General features: G+C 69.2%; 19 protein-coding genes. 7 read left to right on the forward strand and 12 right to left on the reverse strand.

Annotation, left to right across the window (positions count from 1 at the left end):
* Genes ACIPVN_RS02510 through ACIPVN_RS02530 form a run of 5 tightly spaced genes read right to left on the reverse strand, consistent with a single transcriptional unit; the run spans position 1 to position 5,916 of the window.
* On the reverse strand, positions 1 to 807 hold the full coding sequence (locus tag ACIPVN_RS02510; RefSeq protein WP_400439010.1) for an HpcH/HpaI aldolase/citrate lyase family protein: 807 nt from the start codon (positions 805 to 807) through the stop codon (positions 1 to 3).
* Entirely contained in the window at positions 804 to 1,289 is a 486-nt protein-coding gene (locus ACIPVN_RS02515; protein WP_400439012.1) for a MaoC family dehydratase, read from the reverse strand. Before ACIPVN_RS02515 ends, ACIPVN_RS02510 begins: the two co-directional genes overlap by 4 nt.
* 9 nt (positions 1,290 to 1,298) lie before the next feature.
* Positions 1,299 to 2,447, reverse strand: a complete 1,149-nt coding sequence (locus ACIPVN_RS02520; RefSeq protein WP_400439013.1) for an acyl-CoA dehydrogenase family protein — start codon at positions 2,445 to 2,447, stop codon at positions 1,299 to 1,301.
* Complete coding sequence (locus tag ACIPVN_RS02525) at positions 2,435 to 4,357, reverse strand: biotin carboxylase N-terminal domain-containing protein (RefSeq protein ID WP_400439015.1); 1,923 nt, start codon at positions 4,355 to 4,357, stop codon at positions 2,435 to 2,437. The genes ACIPVN_RS02520 and ACIPVN_RS02525 overlap by 13 nt, the downstream gene beginning before the upstream one ends.
* A 5-nt stretch (positions 4,358 to 4,362) precedes the next feature.
* The gene (locus ACIPVN_RS02530; protein WP_400439018.1) at positions 4,363 to 5,916 is read right to left on the reverse strand and encodes a carboxyl transferase domain-containing protein; all 1,554 of its coding nucleotides are present in this window, start codon (positions 5,914 to 5,916) and stop codon (positions 4,363 to 4,365) included.
* Between the two features lie 111 nt (positions 5,917 to 6,027).
* Here ACIPVN_RS02530 and ACIPVN_RS02535 point away from each other — a divergent pair, with 111 nt between their 5' ends.
* Positions 6,028 to 6,615, forward strand: a complete 588-nt coding sequence (locus ACIPVN_RS02535) for a TetR/AcrR family transcriptional regulator (protein ID WP_400439020.1) — start codon at positions 6,028 to 6,030, stop codon at positions 6,613 to 6,615.
* Here ACIPVN_RS02535 and ACIPVN_RS02540 read toward each other — a convergent pair.
* The 3 genes from ACIPVN_RS02540 to pdhA are packed head-to-tail and all read right to left on the reverse strand — an operon-like array spanning position 6,612 to position 10,086.
* Positions 6,612 to 7,967, reverse strand: a complete 1,356-nt coding sequence (locus ACIPVN_RS02540; RefSeq protein WP_400439022.1) for a dihydrolipoamide acetyltransferase family protein — start codon at positions 7,965 to 7,967, stop codon at positions 6,612 to 6,614. The genes ACIPVN_RS02535 and ACIPVN_RS02540 overlap by 4 nt on opposite strands.
* On the reverse strand, positions 7,964 to 8,971 hold the full coding sequence (locus tag ACIPVN_RS02545; RefSeq protein WP_400439025.1) for an alpha-ketoacid dehydrogenase subunit beta: 1,008 nt from the start codon (positions 8,969 to 8,971) through the stop codon (positions 7,964 to 7,966). The genes ACIPVN_RS02540 and ACIPVN_RS02545 overlap by 4 nt, the downstream gene beginning before the upstream one ends.
* Entirely contained in the window at positions 8,968 to 10,086 is a 1,119-nt protein-coding gene (gene pdhA / locus ACIPVN_RS02550) for a pyruvate dehydrogenase (acetyl-transferring) E1 component subunit alpha (protein WP_400443289.1), read from the reverse strand. Before pdhA ends, ACIPVN_RS02545 begins: the two co-directional genes overlap by 4 nt.
* 168 nt (positions 10,087 to 10,254) lie before the next feature.
* On the opposite strand from pdhA, the gene ACIPVN_RS02555 reads away from it, so the two are divergent.
* A complete protein-coding gene (locus ACIPVN_RS02555; RefSeq protein ID WP_400439027.1) occupies positions 10,255 to 10,740 on the forward strand; it encodes an Lrp/AsnC family transcriptional regulator in 486 nt (161 codons plus the stop codon).
* Here ACIPVN_RS02555 and ACIPVN_RS02560 read toward each other — a convergent pair.
* Positions 10,700 to 11,599, reverse strand: a complete 900-nt coding sequence (locus ACIPVN_RS02560; RefSeq protein ID WP_400439030.1) for an alpha/beta fold hydrolase — start codon at positions 11,597 to 11,599, stop codon at positions 10,700 to 10,702. The two genes, ACIPVN_RS02555 and ACIPVN_RS02560, sit on opposite strands and share 41 nt — an antisense overlap.
* A gap of 66 nt (positions 11,600 to 11,665) precedes the next feature.
* Between ACIPVN_RS02560 and ACIPVN_RS02565 the strand changes: the two genes are divergently transcribed.
* Positions 11,666 to 12,403 carry an exonuclease domain-containing protein gene (locus tag ACIPVN_RS02565; RefSeq protein WP_400439032.1) on the forward strand — a complete coding sequence of 246 codons (738 nt, stop codon included), beginning with the start codon at positions 11,666 to 11,668 and terminating at the stop codon, positions 12,401 to 12,403.
* An 11-nt stretch (positions 12,404 to 12,414) separates the two neighbouring features.
* On the opposite strand, the gene ACIPVN_RS02570 is transcribed toward ACIPVN_RS02565, so the two are convergent.
* Positions 12,415 to 13,353 (reverse strand): YihY/virulence factor BrkB family protein, encoded by a 939-nt coding sequence (locus tag ACIPVN_RS02570; RefSeq protein WP_400439035.1) that lies wholly within the window; start codon positions 13,351 to 13,353, stop codon positions 12,415 to 12,417.
* Positions 13,354 to 13,679: 326 nt separating this feature from the next.
* Here ACIPVN_RS02570 and ACIPVN_RS02575 point away from each other — a divergent pair, with 326 nt between their 5' ends.
* The 4 genes from ACIPVN_RS02575 to ACIPVN_RS02590 all read left to right on the forward strand — a co-directional run bounded on the left by ACIPVN_RS02575 (position 13,680) and on the right by ACIPVN_RS02590 (position 17,265).
* A complete protein-coding gene (locus tag ACIPVN_RS02575) occupies positions 13,680 to 14,510 on the forward strand; it encodes a helix-turn-helix transcriptional regulator (RefSeq protein WP_400439038.1) in 831 nt (276 codons plus the stop codon).
* 84 nt (positions 14,511 to 14,594) lie between these two features.
* Positions 14,595 to 14,927 carry a hypothetical protein gene (locus ACIPVN_RS02580; RefSeq protein WP_400439041.1) on the forward strand — a complete coding sequence of 111 codons (333 nt, stop codon included), beginning with the start codon at positions 14,595 to 14,597 and terminating at the stop codon, positions 14,925 to 14,927.
* Positions 14,928 to 14,982: 55 nt separating this feature from the next.
* Positions 14,983 to 15,588, forward strand: a complete 606-nt coding sequence (locus ACIPVN_RS02585) for a TetR/AcrR family transcriptional regulator (RefSeq protein ID WP_400439043.1) — start codon at positions 14,983 to 14,985, stop codon at positions 15,586 to 15,588.
* Entirely contained in the window at positions 15,589 to 17,265 is a 1,677-nt protein-coding gene (locus ACIPVN_RS02590; RefSeq protein WP_400439046.1) for an MDR family MFS transporter, read from the forward strand. It begins immediately after the preceding gene.
* Between the two features lie 60 nt (positions 17,266 to 17,325).
* On the opposite strand, the gene ACIPVN_RS02595 is transcribed toward ACIPVN_RS02590, so the two are convergent.
* Positions 17,326 to 18,138, reverse strand: coding sequence for a L,D-transpeptidase (locus ACIPVN_RS02595; protein WP_400439048.1), 813 nt, complete (start codon positions 18,136 to 18,138; stop codon positions 17,326 to 17,328).
* A gap of 6 nt (positions 18,139 to 18,144) precedes the next feature.
* Entirely contained in the window at positions 18,145 to 19,290 is a 1,146-nt protein-coding gene (locus ACIPVN_RS02600) for a hypothetical protein (protein ID WP_400439050.1), read from the reverse strand.
* Positions 19,291 to 19,295 lie beyond the last annotated feature (5 nt).

Here is a 19,295-nt window from a genome sequence, read left to right on the forward strand (position 1 = left end):
TCAGCTCGCCCGTGCGACGATCGAGCGGGCGTGCCGCAGCACCGGCTCATCGACCATCCGACCGTCGAACCGGAAGACGCCCCGCTCCCCCTCGGCAGCCGCGAGCACTCCGCGCGCCCACTCGACGCTGGCCGGATCGGGCCGATAGGCGGCGCGGATCACCGGCACCTGCGCGGGATGGATGCACGCTGTCGCGCGGAACCCGGAGGCGACCGCATCCGAGGCTTCCTCCTCCAGGCCGTCGACGTCGTCGATGTCGACGTGCACGGCATCGATGGCGCCCTTGCCGTGCGCGCCGGCGGAGAGCAGGACCCGCGTACGCGCGTAGCGCGCGACATCGCGGTACGCTCCATCCGGTCGACGGCTCGACGTACCGCCGAGCGAGGCGACCAGGTCCTCCGCACCCCACATGATCGCGACGACGCGTTCATGCTCTGCGATGCTCGCCGCCGCCTGAACCCCTCGGGCCGTCTCGCACAGTGCGATGACGTCGTAGTCCGCGCCGAAGACGTCGAGCGCCGAAGGATCCTCCGTCTTCGCGACCATCACCGTCCGGAACGGCGAGGCGGCCACGGCCTCCAGATCGGCGGCGAACTCCGCACTCGTCGGCGCGTTCACGCGCACGATCACGCGCGCCGGGTCGAGCTCGGCCGTCCGCACGTTCTCGCGCGCGGAGGCCTTCGCCGCCGGAAGCACCGCATCCTCGAGGTCGAGGATGACGGCATCCGCTCGTTCCGCGGCTTTCGCGAAGCGTTCCGGGCGATCCGCCGGGCAGAACAGGAGTGCGGGTCCCAGGTCGAAGGTCATGAGGTCTCCTCGGGCCGACGGTGCACGAGCACCGAGCGGATGGCGGTCGCGACGATCGTGCCGTCCTGGTTGCGGCCGGTGTGGGCGATCTCCACGATCCCCTGCGTCGGTCGCGACGACGACGGCCGCAGCCCGGTCACCACGCTCTCGGTGTACAGGGTGTCGCCCGCGAAGAGCGGATGCGGGAAACGGATGTCGCCGAGTCCGAGCTGTGCGACGAGCGTGCCCTGCGTCAGCTGGGCGACCGATGCCCCGACCATCGTCGAGAGGGTCCACATGGAGTTCATGACGCGGGCGTGGAAGGGCTCCTGGGCCTCGGCGAACGCGGCGTCGAGATGCAGGGCCTGCGTGTTCATCGTGAGGGTCGTGAACAGGACGTTGTCAGCCTCGGTGGCCGTGCGACCCGGTCGGTGCAGATAGCGGGCGTCGAGCTCGAACTCCTCGAAGTAGAGGCCCCTCTGGACGATCTCTTGCGCGCTCATCCCCCCACGCTACCCGGCGAGTCCGAGGCCCCGCGCGATCACGAGCAACTGCACCTCGGTGGTGCCCTCCCCGATCTCGAGGATCTTCGAGTCGCGGTAGTGACGAGCCACGGGGAATTCGTTCATGAACCCGTTGCCGCCGAAGATCTGCGTCGCATCACGCGCGTTGTCCATCGCCGCCTCCCCCGCGACGAGCTTCGCGATCGCCGCCTGTTCCGCGAACGGGCGCCCCTCGTCCCGCAACCGCGCGGCATGGTGCCAGGCGAGACGAGCCGTGTGCACGCGCGCCCGCATGCGCGCCAGGGTGAACTGGGCGTTCTGCCGCGTACTCAACGCGCTGCCGAAGACCGTGCGGCTCTTCGCATAGGCGACGGCCTCCTCGAGACAGCCCTCGGCTGCGCCGGTGGCGAGAGCGGCGATCGCGATGCGCCCCTCGTCGAGGATGCTGAGGAAGTTGCGGAAGCCCGTCCCCCGCTCGCCGAGCAGGTTCCCGGCCGGAACCCGCACCCCGTCGAACGTGAGCGGATGCGTGTCCGAGGCGTTCCACCCCACCTTGTCGTACGGCGCTTCGACCGTGAACCCGGGCGTCCCGTTCGGCACGACGATCGTCGAGATCTCCTTGCGCCCGTCGACCGTGCCCGTCACCGCCGTGACCGTCACGAAGCGGGTGATAGCGGTGCCGGAGTTCGTGATGAACTGCTTGGTGCCGTCGATGACCCATTCCTCGCCGTCGAGCCGCGCGGTCGTGCGCGTGGCACCGGCATCGCTCCCCGCCTCCGGTTCGGTGAGCCCGAATCCGGCCAGCGCGCGACCGGCGAGGAGGTCGGGGAGCAACTCGTTCTTCTGCACCTCCGTGCCGAAGCGGAAGATCGGCATGGCGCCGAGGCTCACGCCGGCCTCGAGAGTGATCGCGATCGACTGATCGACCCGGGCGAGTGCCTCGATCGCGATGCCGAGCGCGAGATAGTCGCCGCCCTGTCCGCCGTACTGCTCCGGGAAGGGCAGGCCGAACAGTCCGAGATCACCCATCTGGGCGACCACGTCCATCGGCAGGGTGTGCGTGCGGTCCGCCTCGTACGAGCGCGGAGCGACCACGGTCTCGGCGAACTCGCGCACCATGGCGGCGAGTTCGCGTTCCTCGGCGGTCAGGTCGTCCATGTGTCTGTCTCCTCCGTCATCACGCGCACGACGGGTTCGCCGCGCCGCACCTGTTCGCCCACGGCCACGAGCACCCGCACGACACCGTCGCGCGGAGCGAGCACGGGGTGCTCCATCTTCATCGCCTCGATCGACACGAGCGCTGCTCCGGCCCGCACGTGGTCGCCATCTCGCACGTGCACCGCGACCACGCTTCCCGGCATGGGGGCACGCCCTTCCGGCCCGGTGGCGGATGCCACGCCGGACCGGGCGGCGAGGCGACGATCAAGCGCGGCGCGGCGGTCGAGCGGGCGCAGGCGCACGCCGCGCCCGCTCTCGGTCACCCAGATCGCACCGTCCGCGTCCACCCGCGCTGACACGTGACGGAGCGTGCCCGCGAGGGGCGCCGCTTCCACGACGGTGTCGTCGTCGGTGAGGAACACCCGCGCCGTCGCGAGCGTCGGCTCGCCACCGAGGCGCCAGCCCGAACGGTCGTTCCACGGGGCCAGCGCGTCGATGGGCGCCTGCCCGGATGCGACGAGCCGTGTCGCCGCCGCGAGCATCGACGGGGACGGCGACGCCGATGGGATCGGCAACAGGGTCTCGATGAGTCCGGTGTCGAGGTCGCCGCTCCGGACGCGCTCGTCCCGGCAGAGGGTGCGCAGGAAGGCGATGTTCGTCTCGACGCCCAGCACCACGGTGCGCGAGAGAGCGGTGTCGAGACGCCGCATCGCGGTCTCGCGATCCTCGGCCACGGCGATGATCTTCGCGATCATCGGGTCGTAGAATCCGGACACCTCGGATCCGGTCTCGACGGCGGAGTCGATGCGCACGCCGGGTGGGGGCGTGAAGAGCAGGATGGTCCCCGTCGAGGGCACGAAACCCCGTTCGGGAGCCTCGGCATAGACGCGCGCCTCGACCGCGTGCCCGTGCACGACGGGTGCGACGTCGAGAGCGAGCCCTGCCGCGACCCGCAGTTGCAGAGCGACGAGATCCAGACCCGTCACCTCCTCGGTCACCGGATGCTCGACCTGCAGACGGGTGTTCATCTCGATGAAGAACACCCGTGTCGGGTCGTCGGCGTCGATCAGGAATTCGACCGTGCCCGCACCGACGTACGACACGCTTTCGGCAGCGCGCACGGCGGCTCGGAAGAGCTCTTCTCTGGTGCCGTCGGAGATGCCGACGGACGGTGCCTCCTCGATCACCTTCTGGTGCCGCCGCTGGAGCGTGCACTCGCGCTCGCCGAGGGCGATGACCGCGCCGTGGACGTCACCGAACACCTGCACCTCGATGTGCCGGGGACGCCGGAGCAGACGTTCGAGCACCAGGGAATCATCGCCGAATGCCGCTGCTGCCACGCGGCGCGCCGACGCCAGCGCGCCCGGCAGATCGGATGCTGCCGCGACGACCTCCATCCCCTTGCCGCCCCCGCCGGCACTCGGCTTCACGAGCAGTGGGTAGCCCACGGCATCCGCCTCCTGCCCGATCTGCTCGTCGTCCAGACCCGCGGCGTCGAAGCCCGGGACGACAGGGACTCCGTGGCGAACCACGTGCGCCCGGGCTCGGGCCTTGTCGCCCATGACCTGCAGCGCCTCGATTCCGGGCCCGATGAAGACGATGCCGTGCGCATCGCAGGCCTCGGCGAGGCCGACGCTCTCGGAGAGGAAACCGTATCCGGGGTGGATGGCCTGGGCGCCCGTGTCGAGGGCCGCCGCGATGATGGCATCGATATCGAGGTACGAGGCGCTCGCGGGGGCGGGGCCGATCCGAACCGCCACGTCCGCCTCGCTCACATGAGGGGCATCCGCGTCGGCGTCGCTGTAAACCGCGACGCTGCGGATACCGAGCGCGGTGAGGGTTCGGATCACGCGCCGCGCGATCTCGCCGCGGTTCGCGACGAGGACCGTGTCGAAGAGGTGCTCGTTCATCTCACTCACATCCGGAAGACGCCGAAGCGCGGTTCGGGCAGCGGCGCACGTGACACGACGTCGAGCGCGAGCCCGAGCACCTGCCGCGTCTGCTGCGGGTCGATGATCCCGTCGTCCCAGAGGCGGGCGGTCGCGTAGTACGGCTCGCCCTGCTCCTCGTACTGGGCACGGATCGGTTCTTCGAAGGCGGCACGCTCCTCCGGGGTCCAGGACTCTCCGCGACCGGAGAGCTGATCCTCCTTCACGGTCGCCAGCACGGATGCCGCCTGATTGCCGCCCATCACCGAGATCCGGCTCGCGGGCCAGGTCCACAGGAAGCGAGGCGAGTAGGCGCGCCCGCACATCGAGTAATTGCCCGCACCGAAGGATCCGCCGATGATCACGGTCAGCTTCGGCACCCGGCAGCTCGCGACCGCGGTGACCATCTTGGCGCCGTCCTTCGCGATCCCGCCGGCTTCGGCGTCGGAGCCGACCATGAAGCCGGTGATGTTCTGCAGGAAGAGGAGCGGGATGCCCCGTTGATCGCACAGCTCGATGAAGTGCGCTCCCTTGAGCGCGGACTCGCTGAACAGCACGCCGTTGTTCGCGACGATGCCCACCGGGTGTCCGTGGATGCGGGCGAAGGCGGTCACGAGCGTCGTGCCGTACTCCGCCTTGAACTCGCGGACGCTGCCGCCGTCCACCAGGCGATCGATCACCGCGTGCACGTCGTAGGCGGCGTTGACGTCGACCGGCACCACGTCGTACAGCGAGGTCTCCTCCCTGGGCTCGCGAGACGGGAGGACCTCCCAGACCGGCTTCTGCGGCGCCGGGAGCGTGCGCACGATGTCCCGGAGGATCTCGAGCGCATGCTCGTCGTCCTCGGCGAGATGATCGACGACGCCGCTGCGACGCGCGTGCATCTCTCCTCCGCCCAGTTCCTCCGCTGTGACGACCTCACCGATCGCGGCCTTCACCAGTGGCGGGCCGCCGAGGAAGATCGTGCCCTGCCCGCGCACGATCACCGTCTCGTCGCTCATCGCCGGAACGTATGCGCCGCCCGCGGTGCACGACCCGAGCACCGCCGCGAGCTGCGGGATGCCCGCGGCCGACATCCGCGCCTGGTGGAAGAAGATGCGCCCGAAGTGGTCGCGGTCCGGGAAGACCTCGTCCTGCTTGGGAAGGAACGCGCCGCCGGAGTCCACCAGGTAGAGGCACGGCAGACGATTCTCGAGCGCGATCTCCTGAGCGCGCAGGTGCTTCTTGACCGTCATCGGCAGGTAGGTGCCGCCCTTCACGGTCGCATCGTTGCAGACGACCATCACATGCCGGCCGTGCACGAGTCCGATGCCGGCGATCACCCCGGCCCCGGGAGCTTCTCCGTCGTAGAGCCCCTCTGCGGCGAGCGGCGCCACTTCGAGGAACGGACTCCCCTCGTCGAGGAGTCGGACGATGCGCTCGCGCGGCAGGAGCTTGCCTCGCGCGACGTGGCGCTGACGCGATGTCTCCGGGCCGCCGAGCGCCACGGCGGCGAGTCGCTCGCGCAACTGTTCGGCGAGGGCCTGCTGGGTTGCGGGCATCGCGATGTCCTCCTCGACACGCTCCGGCGCAGCCACGGTGCTGGCGCTGCACACGTTCTCTCGGTTAGTGTGCACTAACCCGATGATTCAGGTTAGCGAGGATTAACTGAGATGACAACCCCTGTCACCGCTCGTGATCGCGCCAAGGCGGAGCGCTCGGATGCGATCCGCCACGAGGCCGCGCTACTCTTCGCCGCCCGCGGGTACAACGGCGTCAGCCTCGAAGACATCGGCGCTGCCGTGGGCGTTTCCGGCCCGGCCGTCTACCGCCACTTCGCGGGAAAGCAGGCGCTGCTCGGATCTGTGCTCGTGAAGGTCAGCCACGATCTTCTGGCGGGCGGCACACGGGTCGCGACCACCGACGCGGATGCCGAGGAGAGAATGCAGGCGCTGATCCGCTTCCACGTCGACTTCGCCCTGCACAACGCCGCGGTGATCCAGGTGCAGGACCGGGATGTCGTGCACCTGGCCGACGACGATCGCGCCGATGTGCGACGCTTGCAACGCGATTACATCGAGCTGTGGATCGACACGCTCGCGCCCCTGCATCCGGCCGATCGCGACGAGCTGCGCCTGCGGGTGCAGGCCTGTTTCGGCCTCATCAACTCCACTCCGCACAGCACCCGTGCGGCGGCACGGCGCCACGCGGCCACCGGGGACGTGCTGGCGCGCATGGCCGCCGCCGCGCTCCGCGGCTAACCGAGGAGCATCGCCCGACCCGGCTCCTGCAGCACGTCGGCGACATCGCGCAGGAATCGGGCCCCTTCGGCACCGTCCACCAGACGGTGGTCGAACGAGAGGCTCAGAGTCATCACGTCCCGCAGCGCGGTCTCTCCGCGATGCTCCCAGGGCTGCCGCCGGATCGCCCCCACAGCGAGGATTCCCGACTGACCGGGCGGCAGGATCGGGGTACCGGCGTCGATGCCGAACACCCCGATGTTCGAGATCGAGAACGTTCCGCCCTGGAGTTCCGCCGGGGCGGTCTTCCCCGCGCGAGCCGTGTCCGCGAGATCGCGGATCGCATCTGCGACGCCTCCCAGGCCGAGCCGCTCGGCATCGCGGATGTTCGGCACGATGAGTCCGCGCTCCGTCGCCGCGGCGATACCGAGGTCCACGTAGCGATACTGGACGATCTCTCCGGCCGCCTCATCCCAGTGCGCGTTCAATCCCGGCGTACGGCCCAGCGCCAGGCACACCGCCTTGGCGACGACCGCGAGCGGGCCGATGCGGTGTTCGGCCCACACACGGTCGGCGCGGAGGGAGTCGAGCAGTTCGACCGTGGCGGTCACGTCGACCGTGTGGAAGACCGTGACGTGCGGCGCGGTGAAGGCGCTCTCGACCATCGCGGCCGCCGTGTGCTTACGCACGCCTCGGATGGGGAGGCGCACCTCGCGAGCCCTGTCCTCCGTCGCACCGAGGGCCGGAGAGGCCTCGCGCGCATGCTCCGCAGCCGAGCGGCCTTCGGCACTCCCGCCGGTCGAGGCGAAGGAATCGATGTCCGCGCGGGTGATCACGCGATCGCCGACGACGGCCGCGACCAACGCCAGATCCACGCCCGCCCGCTTCGCATACGCGCGCACGGGCGGGGTCGAACGCGGGCGCTCCACGACCGGCAGCTCGGCCACGACCGAGGGTGACGCGTCGTGCGGTGCGGCCTCGATCACGGCGACATCCACCGCACGAGTGCTCGCGCCCGTGCGGCGTGCTCGGCGCGCAGGACGCCCCGACGTCGACGGCGCTGCGCCGTATCCGACGAGATTGGGCTCAGCCCGCTCCGCTCCGGCACTCGGAGCGGAGGCATCCGGTTCCTCGCCGACGACCTCGAAGGCGATCAGGGGCGAGCCGACCGCGACGGTCTCGCCGGCATCGGCGTGCAACTCGGCCACGGTTCCCTCGTAGGGCGAGGGGAGCTCGACGACCGCTTTCGCCGTCTCGACCTCCGCCAGCGTCTGATTGAGCGCGACCTGCTCTCCGGGAGCGACCAGCCATTGCACGACCTCGGCCTCGGTGAGGCCCTCGCCGAGGTCGGGAAGTCGGAACTCGGCGATCACGCGTCCACTCCCGTCCGTGCTCCGCGATCGAGCACTCGGTCCACTGCATCCAGCAGCCGGTCGAGATCGGGAAGGTGGTACTTCTCGAGCTTCGCCGGCGGGTACGGCACGTCGTGCCCCGTCACCCTCAGGGGCGCCGACTCCAGATACTCGAAGCAGAACTCCGTGATGCTCGCGATGACCTCGGCGGCGACACCGGCTTCCCGCGAGGCCTCGTGAGCGACGACGACGCGCCCCGTCCTGCGCACGGAGGCGGCCAGCGTGTCGTAGTCGACCGGCGAGAGGGAGCGCAGATCGACGACCTCGATCGACACGCCTTCATCCGCTGCGGCCGACGCCGCCTCGAGGGCGGTGGTCACCATCGCGCCGTAGGTGACGAGCGTCACATCCGACCCCGCACGGACCACCTGGGCGAGCCCCATCGGTGGGGCATCCGCGAGCGGCGTCTCCAGATCGACCTCGCCCTTGTGATGGTAGAGGCGCTTCGGCTCGAAGAAGATCACCGGATCGTCGGAGGCGATCGCCTGTCGCAGGCTGCGATAGGCGTCCTCGGGGTTCGAGACGGCCACGACGCGCAACCCCGCGGTGTGGACGAAGTACGCCTCGGGCGACTCCGAGTGGTGCTCGGCCGCCCCGATGCCCCCCGCCCACGGGATGCGGATCGTGATGGGCATCTTCACCCGCCCCTGCGTGCGGTAATGCAACTTCGCCACCTGCGCCACGATCTGGTCGAATGCCGGATACACGAATCCGTCGAACTGGATCTCGACCACCGGGCGATAACCGCGGAAAGCCAGCCCGACCGCTGTGCCGACGATGCCGGACTCCGCGAGCGGTGTATCGATCACCCGGCCGGTTCCGAACTCATCGAGGAGACCGTCGGTGATGCGGAAGACGCCGCCGAGCCTGCCGATGTCCTCGCCGAGCAGCACGACCCGGTCGTCGTCGCGCATGGCCCTGCGCAATCCCGCGCCGAGCGCTTTGCCCAGAGTCAGCTCCGTCATGCCGTCGCCTCCTCGAAACCCGCGAGGTACTCGGCGTACTCCGCGCGTTGCCGGTCGAGACCGGCGTGCGGTTCGGCGTAGACACCGTCGAAGACCGCCAGCGGTGGACGTGTCACCATCCCGAGGCACTGCGCCCGCATCTCCTTGGCGACCGCATCCGCGGCCTCCTGCATCTGCGCGACGTGCTCCTCGGAGAGCTCGCCAGCGGCGCGCAGGTGGGCTTCGAGGCGGCTGATCGGATCGCGACGGCGCCAGGCCTCGAGTTCACCCTCAGGCCGGTATCGAGTGGGGTCGTCCGCTGTCGTGTGCGGTCCCATCCGGTAGGTGACCGCCTCGATGTAGGCGGGTCCGTTGCCCGAACGCGCGTGATCGAGCGCCCACCGCATCGCAGCGAGACAGGCGAGGACGTCGTTGCCGTCGACCCGCAGACTCGGAATGCCGAAGCCCGGGGCGCGACCGGCGATCGGGTACTGCGACTGCACCGCCACCGGCTCGGAGATCGCCCAGTGGTTGTTCTGGCAGACGAAGACCACGGGGGCGCGGTACGACGCCGCGAAGATCATCGCCTCGTTCACGTCGCCCTGGCTGGTGGCACCGTCACCGAAGTAGGTCACCGCGACCTCGTCCGCCCCCTCGTGCCGAATGCCGAGTGCATAGCCAACGGCGTGCAGGGTCTGCGCGCCGATGATGATCTGCAGCGGTGCGACCCGCAGTGCGGCCGGGTCGTATGCGGATCCCTCCTCACCGCGCCACATGCGCACGTAATCGCCCGGCTGAGCGCCCCGGGCGTAGACGACACCGGTCTCGCGGTAGCTCGGGAAGACGTAGTCGCGATCCTCCAGCGCCCGGGCGGTACCGATCTGCGTCGCCTCCTGCCCCTGGCACGGGGCCCAGAGGCCGAGCTGGCCCTGACGCTGAAGCGCCACGCCCTCGGCGTCGATCCGCCGGAGCACCACCATGTCACGCAGCAATCCGCGCAGCGCCGCATGATCGACATCGGCGACGAAGGGGTCGAGTTGCGGATGACGTACACGGCTCCCGTCCGGAGCGAGGAGGCGCTCGGCGAGCTCCAGATCCTGCTCGGTGTCGGCGATGGGAGTGATCTGCGGTGACATCATCGTCCTCCTCGTTCTCAGCAGCCCTCGTGAGGCTCGCGCTGGAGCCGGCGACGATGCCGGCATGTCCCGAGCGTACGTCCGCTGAACACGTCGCTCAAGCATCCGGAAGGGGCTTGAGCATGTTGCCAAGCTGCCGGGAATTCCGTCCTGCTATCGTTTGGCACTATGCCAGGACTGGACCGCACCGACCTCGAGATCCTCGCCGCTCTCGCCGACGATCCGCGCGTCACCATCGTCGCTCTCGCAGAGACGCTGCGGCTGTCGCGCAACACGATCCAGGCGCGCATGACCCGTCTCGAGCAGACCGGGGTCTTCCTCTCCTACGAACGCGCCTTCTCCCCCGACGTGCTGGGATTCCCGCTGCAGGCGTTCGTCAGCATCGGAGTGCGGCAGACCGAGCTCCCGCGCATCATCAACGAGCTCGCCCGCATCCCGGAGGTCGTGCAGGCGCACGGGCTCAGCGGCTCGATCGACCTGCTCGCGCGGGTCGCCTGCCGTGACGCGCGTCACCTCTTCGACACCGACGCACGGATCCTGTCGATCGAGGGGGTGGAGCGCACCGAGACGTCTCTCGCGATGGGTGAGGTCATCCCGTTCCGGGTCGCCGGACTCATCGGCCTCGCGCGACGGGAATCCGGAGGAAGCGTCTGATCGCACCGGCCGCCTCGGCCGGCGTCTCGTAGTGGATCAGGTGACCGACCTCGGCGATCTCGACGAGCGACGCGTCTTCGAAAAGGGTCGCGAGCGTGCGCTCGGCCTCGATCGGCGTGATGTCATCGCGCTGTGCGGCCACCAGCAGCGTCGGAACCTCGATGTCGGGAGCGAAGCCGCGCACGTCGTGCGAGACGCTCGCGACGAAGGCGTCGCGCAGCACGTCGCGATCCGAGAAGCGGGAGAAGTACGTGTCGTGCTGATCGTGGATGAACCGGCGCAGAGCAGGGTCGGCCGTCTTGGCCATCGTGATGCTCATCACCCGCACGATGAGACGGTTGCGCAGGAGCGCGGTTCCGAGACGCTCGGGCAGACGCGCTCCCAGCGCGTAGTAGAGCACGGCGAGCCGGGTCATCACCCCCTTGGGTCCTTCGAGCGCCGGCGCACCGATGGGGTTGATGAGGATCAGGCGGGGCGTCGCGAGACCGCGCGCCACGGCCGCGGATGCGACGATCGACCCGAAGGAATGGCCGAGGACGACGGCGCCGGGCGCGACCTCTGCCACGAAGTCGCCGAGCCACGCCGCGTACTCGTCGAGGTCGTGCGTGCGTCCGGGAAGCGGCGCCGTCTCACCGAAGCCCGGCAGGTCGGGGGCGATCACCCGCGCTTCGGGGAGGAAGGCGAGAACCGGTTCGAGTCCGTGGTGCTCTCCTCGGAAGCCGTGCACGGCGACGATCGTGGTCTGCGCACCCTCGCGGCCGTACACCCAGTACGCCGTCGTGCCGCCGCGCACCTCTGCTTCCCGTCGCTCGACGGGAAGTCGCGTCAGGCGGTCGGCGTACGGAGAGGGCACGGTCATCCCCTGAGTCTACGGATTCCCGAGCGCCTCCCTCCGAATGTCCGAGCCCGGATCTAGCGTGGGCCCATGGCCGACGATCTCCCGCTTCCTCCCTGGCTGCGCCGTGTCGGCGTGTTCGACCTGGAGACCACGGGGATCGACGTCACGGCCGATCGCATCGTCACCGCGCATGTCGGTGTGCTCGACGCCGAGGGACGCCAGATCGTGGCCCGCACCTGGCTCGCCGACCCCGGTGTCGAGATCCCGGAGGGGGCGACCGCAGTGCACGGCGTCACGACCGCCCGGGCACGGGCCGAGGGGCGCCCGGCACGCGAAGTCGTCGCGCAGGTGTTGATCGCGCTGCGTTCGCTCCTCGATCAGGGCATCCCCGTCGTCGCGTACAACGCCTCGTACGACTTCTCGCTCCTCGCACACGAGGCCGTCCGGCACGGACTCACCCCGCTGGCCAACCCGGCACCCATCATCGACCCCTTCGTGATCGACAAGGCCGTCGATCGCTACCGTCGGGGCAAGCGCACGCTCACCCTCGTCGCCGCCCATTACGCGGTGGCCCTCGACGGCGCGCACGAAGCCGCGGCCGACGCGGTCGCCGCGGGACGGGTCGCTCAGGCGATCGCCCGGCAGTTCTCGCTGCCCGACACCCTCGACGACCTGCACACGCGTCAGATCGGGTGGGCACGGGCTCAGGCCGAGAGCCTCACCGAGTACTTCATCGGTATCGGTCGCCTCGATCCGGAAGACGCCGTCGACGGCACGTGGCCGGTGCGCCCGCATGCCGTCGGTTCGGCCGACCCGCTCCGCTGACGAGCTCGCGATCACGGCCGATCGCGGAGGCGACGCGCCTCGGCGATCTCGGTGCTCCGTCTCGCCTGCTTGCGGACGACCCGTGACCGATCTCTCAGCGGGAGGCGCGGACTCGCCTCGGCCGGGATCCCCGCGCTCAATTCCCGCGCCCGCTCCAGCGTCGCGTCGAACTCCACACCGAGAACGAGGGCGAGGTTCGCGATCCACAGCCAGATCAGGAGCACGATGATGCCGGCGAGCTGTCCGTACACGCGCTCGTAGTCGACGATGCTCGACACGTACACCCCGAACGCGAGCGAGGCGACGGCGAGAACGATGATCGCCAGTGCCGCGCCCCAGCTGAGCCAGCGGAAGCGCGGATGGCGGATGTTCGGCGCTCGGTCGTACAGGAACGCGACGGTGCCGACCACGATCACGACCAGGATCGGCCATCGCGCGATCCGCCAGACCAGAAGTGCCGCTTCTCCCCCGCCGAGCTGCTCGCCGATGGCCTCGGCGACGGACGAGCTCGCGGCGCCGACGGCTACCGCGGCTGCCGTCGCCAGAAGCACGACGAGCGCGACCCCCACCTGCATGGATTTGAGTGCCCAGGGCGAGCGCCCTTCGTCGACGTCGTAGACGCGATTCATCCCGCGTCCGAGCACTGCGATGTATCGGGCGACGGCCCAGATCGCCAGGCCGCTTCCGATGATCAGTGCGGGACCCGCGAGAGCGGAGTCCGCGAGACCGTCGACGGCGTCCGCGATCGTCCTCGCCGTCTCCTCCGGCGCGACCGCACGGACGATCTCGAGAACGAAAGACACTGCCGTCGAGTCGCTTCCGAGGAGGCCGACCACGGAGACGCCGACGAGCACGGCCGGTACGAGTGCCAGCACGGAATGGAAGGTCAGCGCCGCTGCGATGTCGGCCGCACCGTCATCGGCGAACTTGCGTACGGTTCCGCGGGCCACGAAACGCCAGGACCTGGCACCGAGGTCTTGCGGTGCAGGCGGGTCCTCCGACTGTTGCGTCGCCATCATCCTCCTGAACGTCGACGTCGACGTTCGCACGAGCCGTCCGCCGGAGACAAGGGGGTTGACGCTGCGGGATGCCCGCCGCTATTCGTGAGTGTGGGAAGCATCACCATCCGGCGGCGACCGAGCGCTCCGGAGTACGTCGGTGACGCCACGAGAGGGACGCGGTGCGGTTCAGATCTTTTGATGTCGAACGGGTCGAGGAGACCTGGCGGCAGTACGTCCCCTCCGCCTCGTTGCAGCGCGTGGATCCGAATCGGTTCATGTTCGACTGGACATCCGCCGAACTCGGGAGTCTGACGCTCGTGCGGTACGACCTGGCGGCGGAGGTGCAGTCCGTCGCTCAGCCAGAGAACGAGCTCCTGGTCTGCCGGGTCGCCGCGCCCAACGCCGAGGTCGGCTCGGGCAGAGAGAGCATGGATGCCGGACAGCCGTGGCTGACCGACGGCGCGCAGGTGCATGCCCGCTGGGAGCACACCGCTCGCGTGCGCGCCTTGGTGATCGACCGAGCGGCGGCGCAGGCTCGCGTACGCCAGATCACCGGCGATGACAGACTCATGCTTCGCTCGTCCGGCCTCGCCCCGCGCGATGAGGAGTCCGGCCGCCACTGGGAACGCACGGTCGCGTATCTGGAGGATGCTGTCGTCGAGACCGCCGCCGACGGCATCCTGCGTGCCGAGCTCGAGCGCCATGCGCTGGCGGTCACGCTCTCGGTCTTCCCCACCAGCATCCACGATTCGATGTCGCGCGCCGCCCAGCGCGGGGCCGCTCCGATCGCCGTGCGAAGAGCACTCGTCTTCATCGATGAGAACGCGCACCGCCCGATCACCATCGACGACGTCGCCGCTGCCGCGTTCATCTCGACACGCGGCCTGCAGTACGCCTTCCGACGGGCGCTGGACTCGACGCCGGCCGAGTACCTGCGCCGCGCACGTCTGGCGGGTGCGCATCGCGACCTCGCAGACGGAGGCCATGGTTCGATCGCCGTCGTCGCACGGCGCTGGGGTTTCAGTCACCCGTCGCGCTTCGCCGCAGCGTACCGTTCGGAGTACGGAGTGGCGCCGTCGACCACCGCGGCGCAGGCGCGCAGATGACACTGGGCGCACGGACGTTTCGCGTCAGCGGCGCGTCGTTCCGTGCGGGCGGCCGAGGGTCGAGCCGCACCGTAGAGTCCGACTGTGGGCAGTCTCTTCTACGGCGATAGCGCCGAACCGATCGGCATCGAAGATCGTGCGCTCGCGCACCTGAAGGTCGTGATCTCTACCAAGCTTCGGCGGAACGAGAGCTTCACGCTGTCGTGGAAGCACCCGGAGACGGCCGCCGTGGGCCGGTCGACGATCTGGTTGCACCCCTCGATCCCGCTCCGGTTCGTCTTCGATGTCGCGGAGCCGCCCGAGTTGAGCCGCTCGTGGATCGAGGCTCTCGCCCATTCGGCGAATTCGTCGGGCGGGATCACCCTGATCGACGAGCAGCTCAACGCGGATGCGCCCCTGGAGGTCTCCCGCGGCTGATGCGGGCGTGGTGCATTCAGTGCACTCCAAGGATTGAAGTGCAAACTTGCACTCTATGGAGAACAATGCACCTTCACTGCGGGACGTTCGCAAACGCGAGACCATCCGCGTACTCACCGATGTGGCTCGACGCCTCACGATCGAGCGCGGCTTCGCCGGGTTCACCGTCGACGAGGTCTGCGCCGAGGCGGGGGTCTCCCGTCGCACGTTCTTCAACTACTTCGAGAGCAAGGACAACGCGGTCTTCGGATACACCGAGGTCGATCCGCGCCTCGTCGCGCTCGACGACGAATTCGTAGCGAAGAACGGTGACCTGCTCGACGACTTCGTCGACGTCGTCATCCGCCGCTGGGAGATGCTCGACCCGCTGTCCGACGCCCCCGCCCTTCTCCAGGTGATCGAGCACGAGCCGCGACTGCTGAAAGGCGCGTTCGAGCGATTGGCCGAGAACGAGCGCCGCGACGTCGCGCTCATCGTCCGCCGCGAAGGCGCGGATCAGACCATGCGCGCCGAGGTCGTCGTCCACACCGTCGGCGCCTGCATCCGCATGGCGGTCGGCCAGATCCTGGATCACCAATCCCCCGTCCCGTTCGGCGAGCTCGTCGCCGAACGGCTCGACATCGCCCGCGACGTCTTCGCCTCTGCACAGAAAGACCACTGAATGTCCACCACCCCCACGACGGATGCGCCGTTCCTGCTCACCAAGCGCCGCATCTGGGTCATCTTCAGCGCGCTCATCGCCGGGATGCTGCTCTCCAGCCTCGATCAGACCATCGTCTCGACCGCGATGCCGACGATCGTCGGTGAGCTCGGCGGCGTCGACCACCAGGTGTGGATCACCACGGCCTACCTCCTCGCGACCACCATCGTCATGCCCATCTACGGCAAGTTCGGCGATGTGCTCGGCAGACGGAGTCTGTTCCTCGTGGCGATCGCTCTCTTCACCCTCGCCTCGGTCGGCTGCGCGTTCGCGACCGACTTCTGGATGTTCGTCGTCTTCCGCGCGCTGCAGGGCCTCGGCGGCGGCGGACTCATGATCCTCTCGCAGGCGATCATCGCCGATATCGTGCCCGCGAACGAACGTGGCAAGTACATGGGTCCCCTCGGTGCGGTCTTCGGCCTCTCCGCCGTGGCCGGGCCTCTCCTCGGAGGGTTCTTCGTCGATCACATGACGTGGCAGTGGGCGTTCTACATCAACATCCCCGTCGGGATCGCCGCGTTCATCATCGCCCTCGTCGCCCTCAGGCTCCCCAGCAAGAAGGCCGAGAAGCCGATCGATGTGTTCGGCGTGATCTTCCTGTCGATCGCCACGACCTGTCTCATCTTCTTCACCGACTTCGGCGGCGACAAGGACTTCGGCTGGGCCTCGATGGCCACGTGGGCCTGGGGTGCGGGATTGATCGTCGCGGCGACCGCGTTCGTCATCACCGAATCCCGCGTGCAGGACCCGATCATCCCCCTGAGCCTGTTCCGCAACCCCATCTTCGTGAACGCCACCGCCATCGGACTCGTCCTCGGCATCGGGATGTTCGCCGCGATCGGCTTCGTGCCGACCTTCCTGCAGATGTCGTCCGGCACTTCCGCAGCTGCATCCGGACTGCTCATGATCCCGATGATGATCGGACTGATCGGAACGTCTATCTTCTCGGGCATAGCGATCTCGAAGACCGGTCGGTACAAGGCTTATCCGATCGTGGGAACGATCCTCACGGGCATCGCGATGGTGGCGATGACCACGCTGTCGGCGTCGACGCCGATCTGGCTCATCTGCGCGTTCCTGTTCGTCTTCGGCGCCGGACTCGGCCTCATCATGCAGGTCGTCGTGCTGGTCGTGCAGAACGCCGTTCCGGCCGGCGAGATCGGTACCGCGACGAGCACGAACAACTACTTCCGCGAGGTCGGCGCGTCTCTCGGGACGGCGGTGTTCGGCACGATCTTCACCACCCGTCTCACCGAGAACCTGCTCGGCGTGTTCACCGATGCCGGGGCGTCCGCATCGGACGCCGCGCAGTCCGCGGCGACGATCAATCCGGCCACGCTGAACGCGCTGCCCGACGAGGTGCGCGACGGAATCGTGACCGCGTATGCCGACGCCCTCGCCCCGGTGTTCTGGTACCTCGTGCCGTTCATCGCACTCGCGCTCGTGCTCTCGCTGTTCCTCAAGCAGATCCCCCTGTCCGATCAGGCGGGTCTCGTCGCGCGCGGTGAAGCCATCACCGGCGAAGAGGCCGAGAAGCTCGAGGCCGAGCTGCGTGCGCGGCCGACGGTGGGCGCCCACGGCGATGCCCCGGACGGCCCGTCCGGATCGGATGCCGAGACGAGGAACTCCTCGCGGTGATCCACGGAAGGCCCCGGGCGCATGCGCGCCCGGGGCCTTCCGTCTGCGGTGACCTCGGACTCAGCGCACCTGCAGCGGTGTGCCGAGGGGCAGGAGTTGGGCGAGCGCCGTGATGTCGGCGTTCGACAGGCGCACGCAGCCGTGCGAGGCGTCGGAGCCGATGCTCGCCTCGTCATCGGTGCCGTGCAGGCCGATCTGACCCGGGCCACCCCCGTACGAGTTGAGTGCATCGGAGAACGCCGTCGTGCCGTAAGCGAAGGGACCGTAGCCGCTGTTCGTCGGAGCGAGCAGCTCGGTGATCGCGAACTGGCCCTTCGGGGTCGGCGTGCCGCCCGTGCCCGTCGCGACCGGATAGCTCTGCCGCAGCTCCCCGCCTTCGTAGAGATCGAGGGTGTTGGTCGACGTCGTCACGACCAGCGCGTACGAGGTCGTGGAGAGCTGAACGGCATCCGAGCGAATCCACCCGACGCTTCCGTTGGGCCGCTGCGCGAGTTGGACCTGCAGCCAGTCCCCCTCCTGAGCGGTGACCAGGAAGACGAGAGGCGCTCCGGACGACTGCGGGTTCGGCAACGATTGCGTCGCTGCACCACCGGGCTCGGCGCTGACCGCGATCTCGGCGCCGATCACGGCGGCGACGGTCGACTCCGCGGGCGCATGGACATCGGCGACCGGCTCCTCCGCCGTCGGCGTGGGTGTCGGCGTCGGGTCGGGCGTCGCGACGGGGGTCGACGAACTGGTCGGCGCGGGCTCGGCGACTGCCGGACCGCGACCGAAGATCACCACGCAGGTGACGACGATCGCGGCGCACACGACGACCGCGGCGGCCACGATGAGGATCGTGCGCCGCCGCGGGACGTTGATGGTGTCGGGCACCGAGTGTCAGCCGGTGTACGTGGCCTCGCCCGGCACCGGGACGGCGACCGGGGCCGTGCCGGTGATCACCAGGGCGCTCGAGGCGAACTGGCCCGACGATGCGCCGATGAGCGCGATCGAGTACTCGCCCGCAGCGGACCATCCGGAGGGCAGCACGATCGTGCCGCTGACGTTGCCGTCGGCGTCGGCGACGAACGTGTTCGGCAGGCTGTCGCCCATCTGCCCCGTGCCGATACCCGTGGTGACGGTCTCGCCGGGTGCGAAACCGGAGCCGGTCACGGTGAATCCGGTCGTCGTCGCCTGAGCGACCGTGATGGAGGCGCTGCTCAGCGCGAGGGCTGCAGTGGGCTGCGGGGTGAAGTACGTGGTGAGGTCGCCGACCCGGAAGCTGGCGATGCCGGCCGCGGCGGGTGCAGCGGCCCGAAGAGCGACATCGGTGTTCTGCGCGGTGAGCAGATCCTCGAAGGTCGTCGCATCATCGGCGGCCTCGGGCGCCGCGAGGAGCTCGACGTTCGGCTCTTCGGTCGGCGGCTCCTCCGGCTCGGCCGGCGGCTCGGGAAGCTCGGTCGGCTGGCCCGGGAAGATGACGAAGTAGCCGACGACCTGCTCGCCGTTCTCATCGAGCGAAACCGCGAGCTCCGCGGTGGTGAGCGGGACGTTGCCGCTCTTGTACCACTGCGTGTCGGCGCCGTGGAACCCGTCGACGGTCTGTGCCACGAGCGCGATCGATTCGTCGCCGGGTTCGGCGTAGAACACGCCGGTCAGGACCTGCGCACCCGCATTGGTCTCGGAGTTCTCGATGAATGCCTCGAACTCGGAACCGGGGATGGGAGCGGAAACGCCGTGGACGAACACCACCAGTGCGGAGTCGTTCGCCGTGAATCCGTTCTCGTCGAAGGTCCCGTAATCGGCGAGCGAGGAGGTCGGGGAATCCAGCGGTGCGGTCCACCGCCACTCGTCAGCGAGCTCGATCTGCCCCTGGTTCAGTGGGGTGAAGACGAAGTCCTCGGGGGCATCGGCCCAGATGACCTGCGCAGACGCCGCGGGGGTCTCGGCGATGGGCTCCGCGAGGGAGGCGGTGGGCACGAGGACGGCGGCGAGGCCGAGCGCAGCGGCGCTGAGCGAGGCCGCGGCGAGGCGCGAGCGAGTCACAGAGG

Origin of the sequence: Microbacterium sp. NPDC090003 (genome assembly GCF_044748385.1) — a bacterium.
Taxonomy (GTDB): domain Bacteria; phylum Actinomycetota; class Actinomycetes; order Actinomycetales; family Microbacteriaceae; genus Microbacterium.

Bases quoted from the DNA above. Each gene is read 5' to 3' on its own strand.
- ACIPVN_RS02510 (WP_400439010.1), bottom strand. From the start codon at position 807: ATGACCTTCGACCTGGGACCCGCACTCCTGTTCTGCCCGGCGGATCGC.
- ACIPVN_RS02515 (WP_400439012.1), bottom strand. From the start codon at position 1,289: ATGAGCGCGCAAGAGATCGTCCAGAGGGGCCTCTACTTCGAGGAGTTC.
- ACIPVN_RS02520 (WP_400439013.1), bottom strand. From the start codon at position 2,447: ATGGACGACCTGACCGCCGAGGAACGCGAACTCGCCGCCATGGTGCGC.
- ACIPVN_RS02525 (WP_400439015.1), bottom strand. From the start codon at position 4,357: ATGAACGAGCACCTCTTCGACACGGTCCTCGTCGCGAACCGCGGCGAG.
- ACIPVN_RS02530 (WP_400439018.1), bottom strand. From the start codon at position 5,916: ATGCCCGCAACCCAGCAGGCCCTCGCCGAACAGTTGCGCGAGCGACTC.
- ACIPVN_RS02535 (WP_400439020.1), top strand. From the start codon at position 6,028: ATGACAACCCCTGTCACCGCTCGTGATCGCGCCAAGGCGGAGCGCTCG.
- ACIPVN_RS02545 (WP_400439025.1), bottom strand. From the start codon at position 8,971: ATGACGGAGCTGACTCTGGGCAAAGCGCTCGGCGCGGGATTGCGCAGG.
- pdhA (WP_400443289.1), bottom strand. From the start codon at position 10,086: ATGTCACCGCAGATCACTCCCATCGCCGACACCGAGCAGGATCTGGAG.
- ACIPVN_RS02555 (WP_400439027.1), top strand. From the start codon at position 10,255: ATGCCAGGACTGGACCGCACCGACCTCGAGATCCTCGCCGCTCTCGCC.
- ACIPVN_RS02560 (WP_400439030.1), bottom strand. From the start codon at position 11,599: ATGACCGTGCCCTCTCCGTACGCCGACCGCCTGACGCGACTTCCCGTC.
- ACIPVN_RS02565 (WP_400439032.1), top strand. From the start codon at position 11,666: ATGGCCGACGATCTCCCGCTTCCTCCCTGGCTGCGCCGTGTCGGCGTG.
- ACIPVN_RS02575 (WP_400439038.1), top strand. From the start codon at position 13,680: ATGTTCGACTGGACATCCGCCGAACTCGGGAGTCTGACGCTCGTGCGG.
- ACIPVN_RS02585 (WP_400439043.1), top strand. From the start codon at position 14,983: ATGGAGAACAATGCACCTTCACTGCGGGACGTTCGCAAACGCGAGACC.
- ACIPVN_RS02590 (WP_400439046.1), top strand. From the start codon at position 15,589: ATGTCCACCACCCCCACGACGGATGCGCCGTTCCTGCTCACCAAGCGC.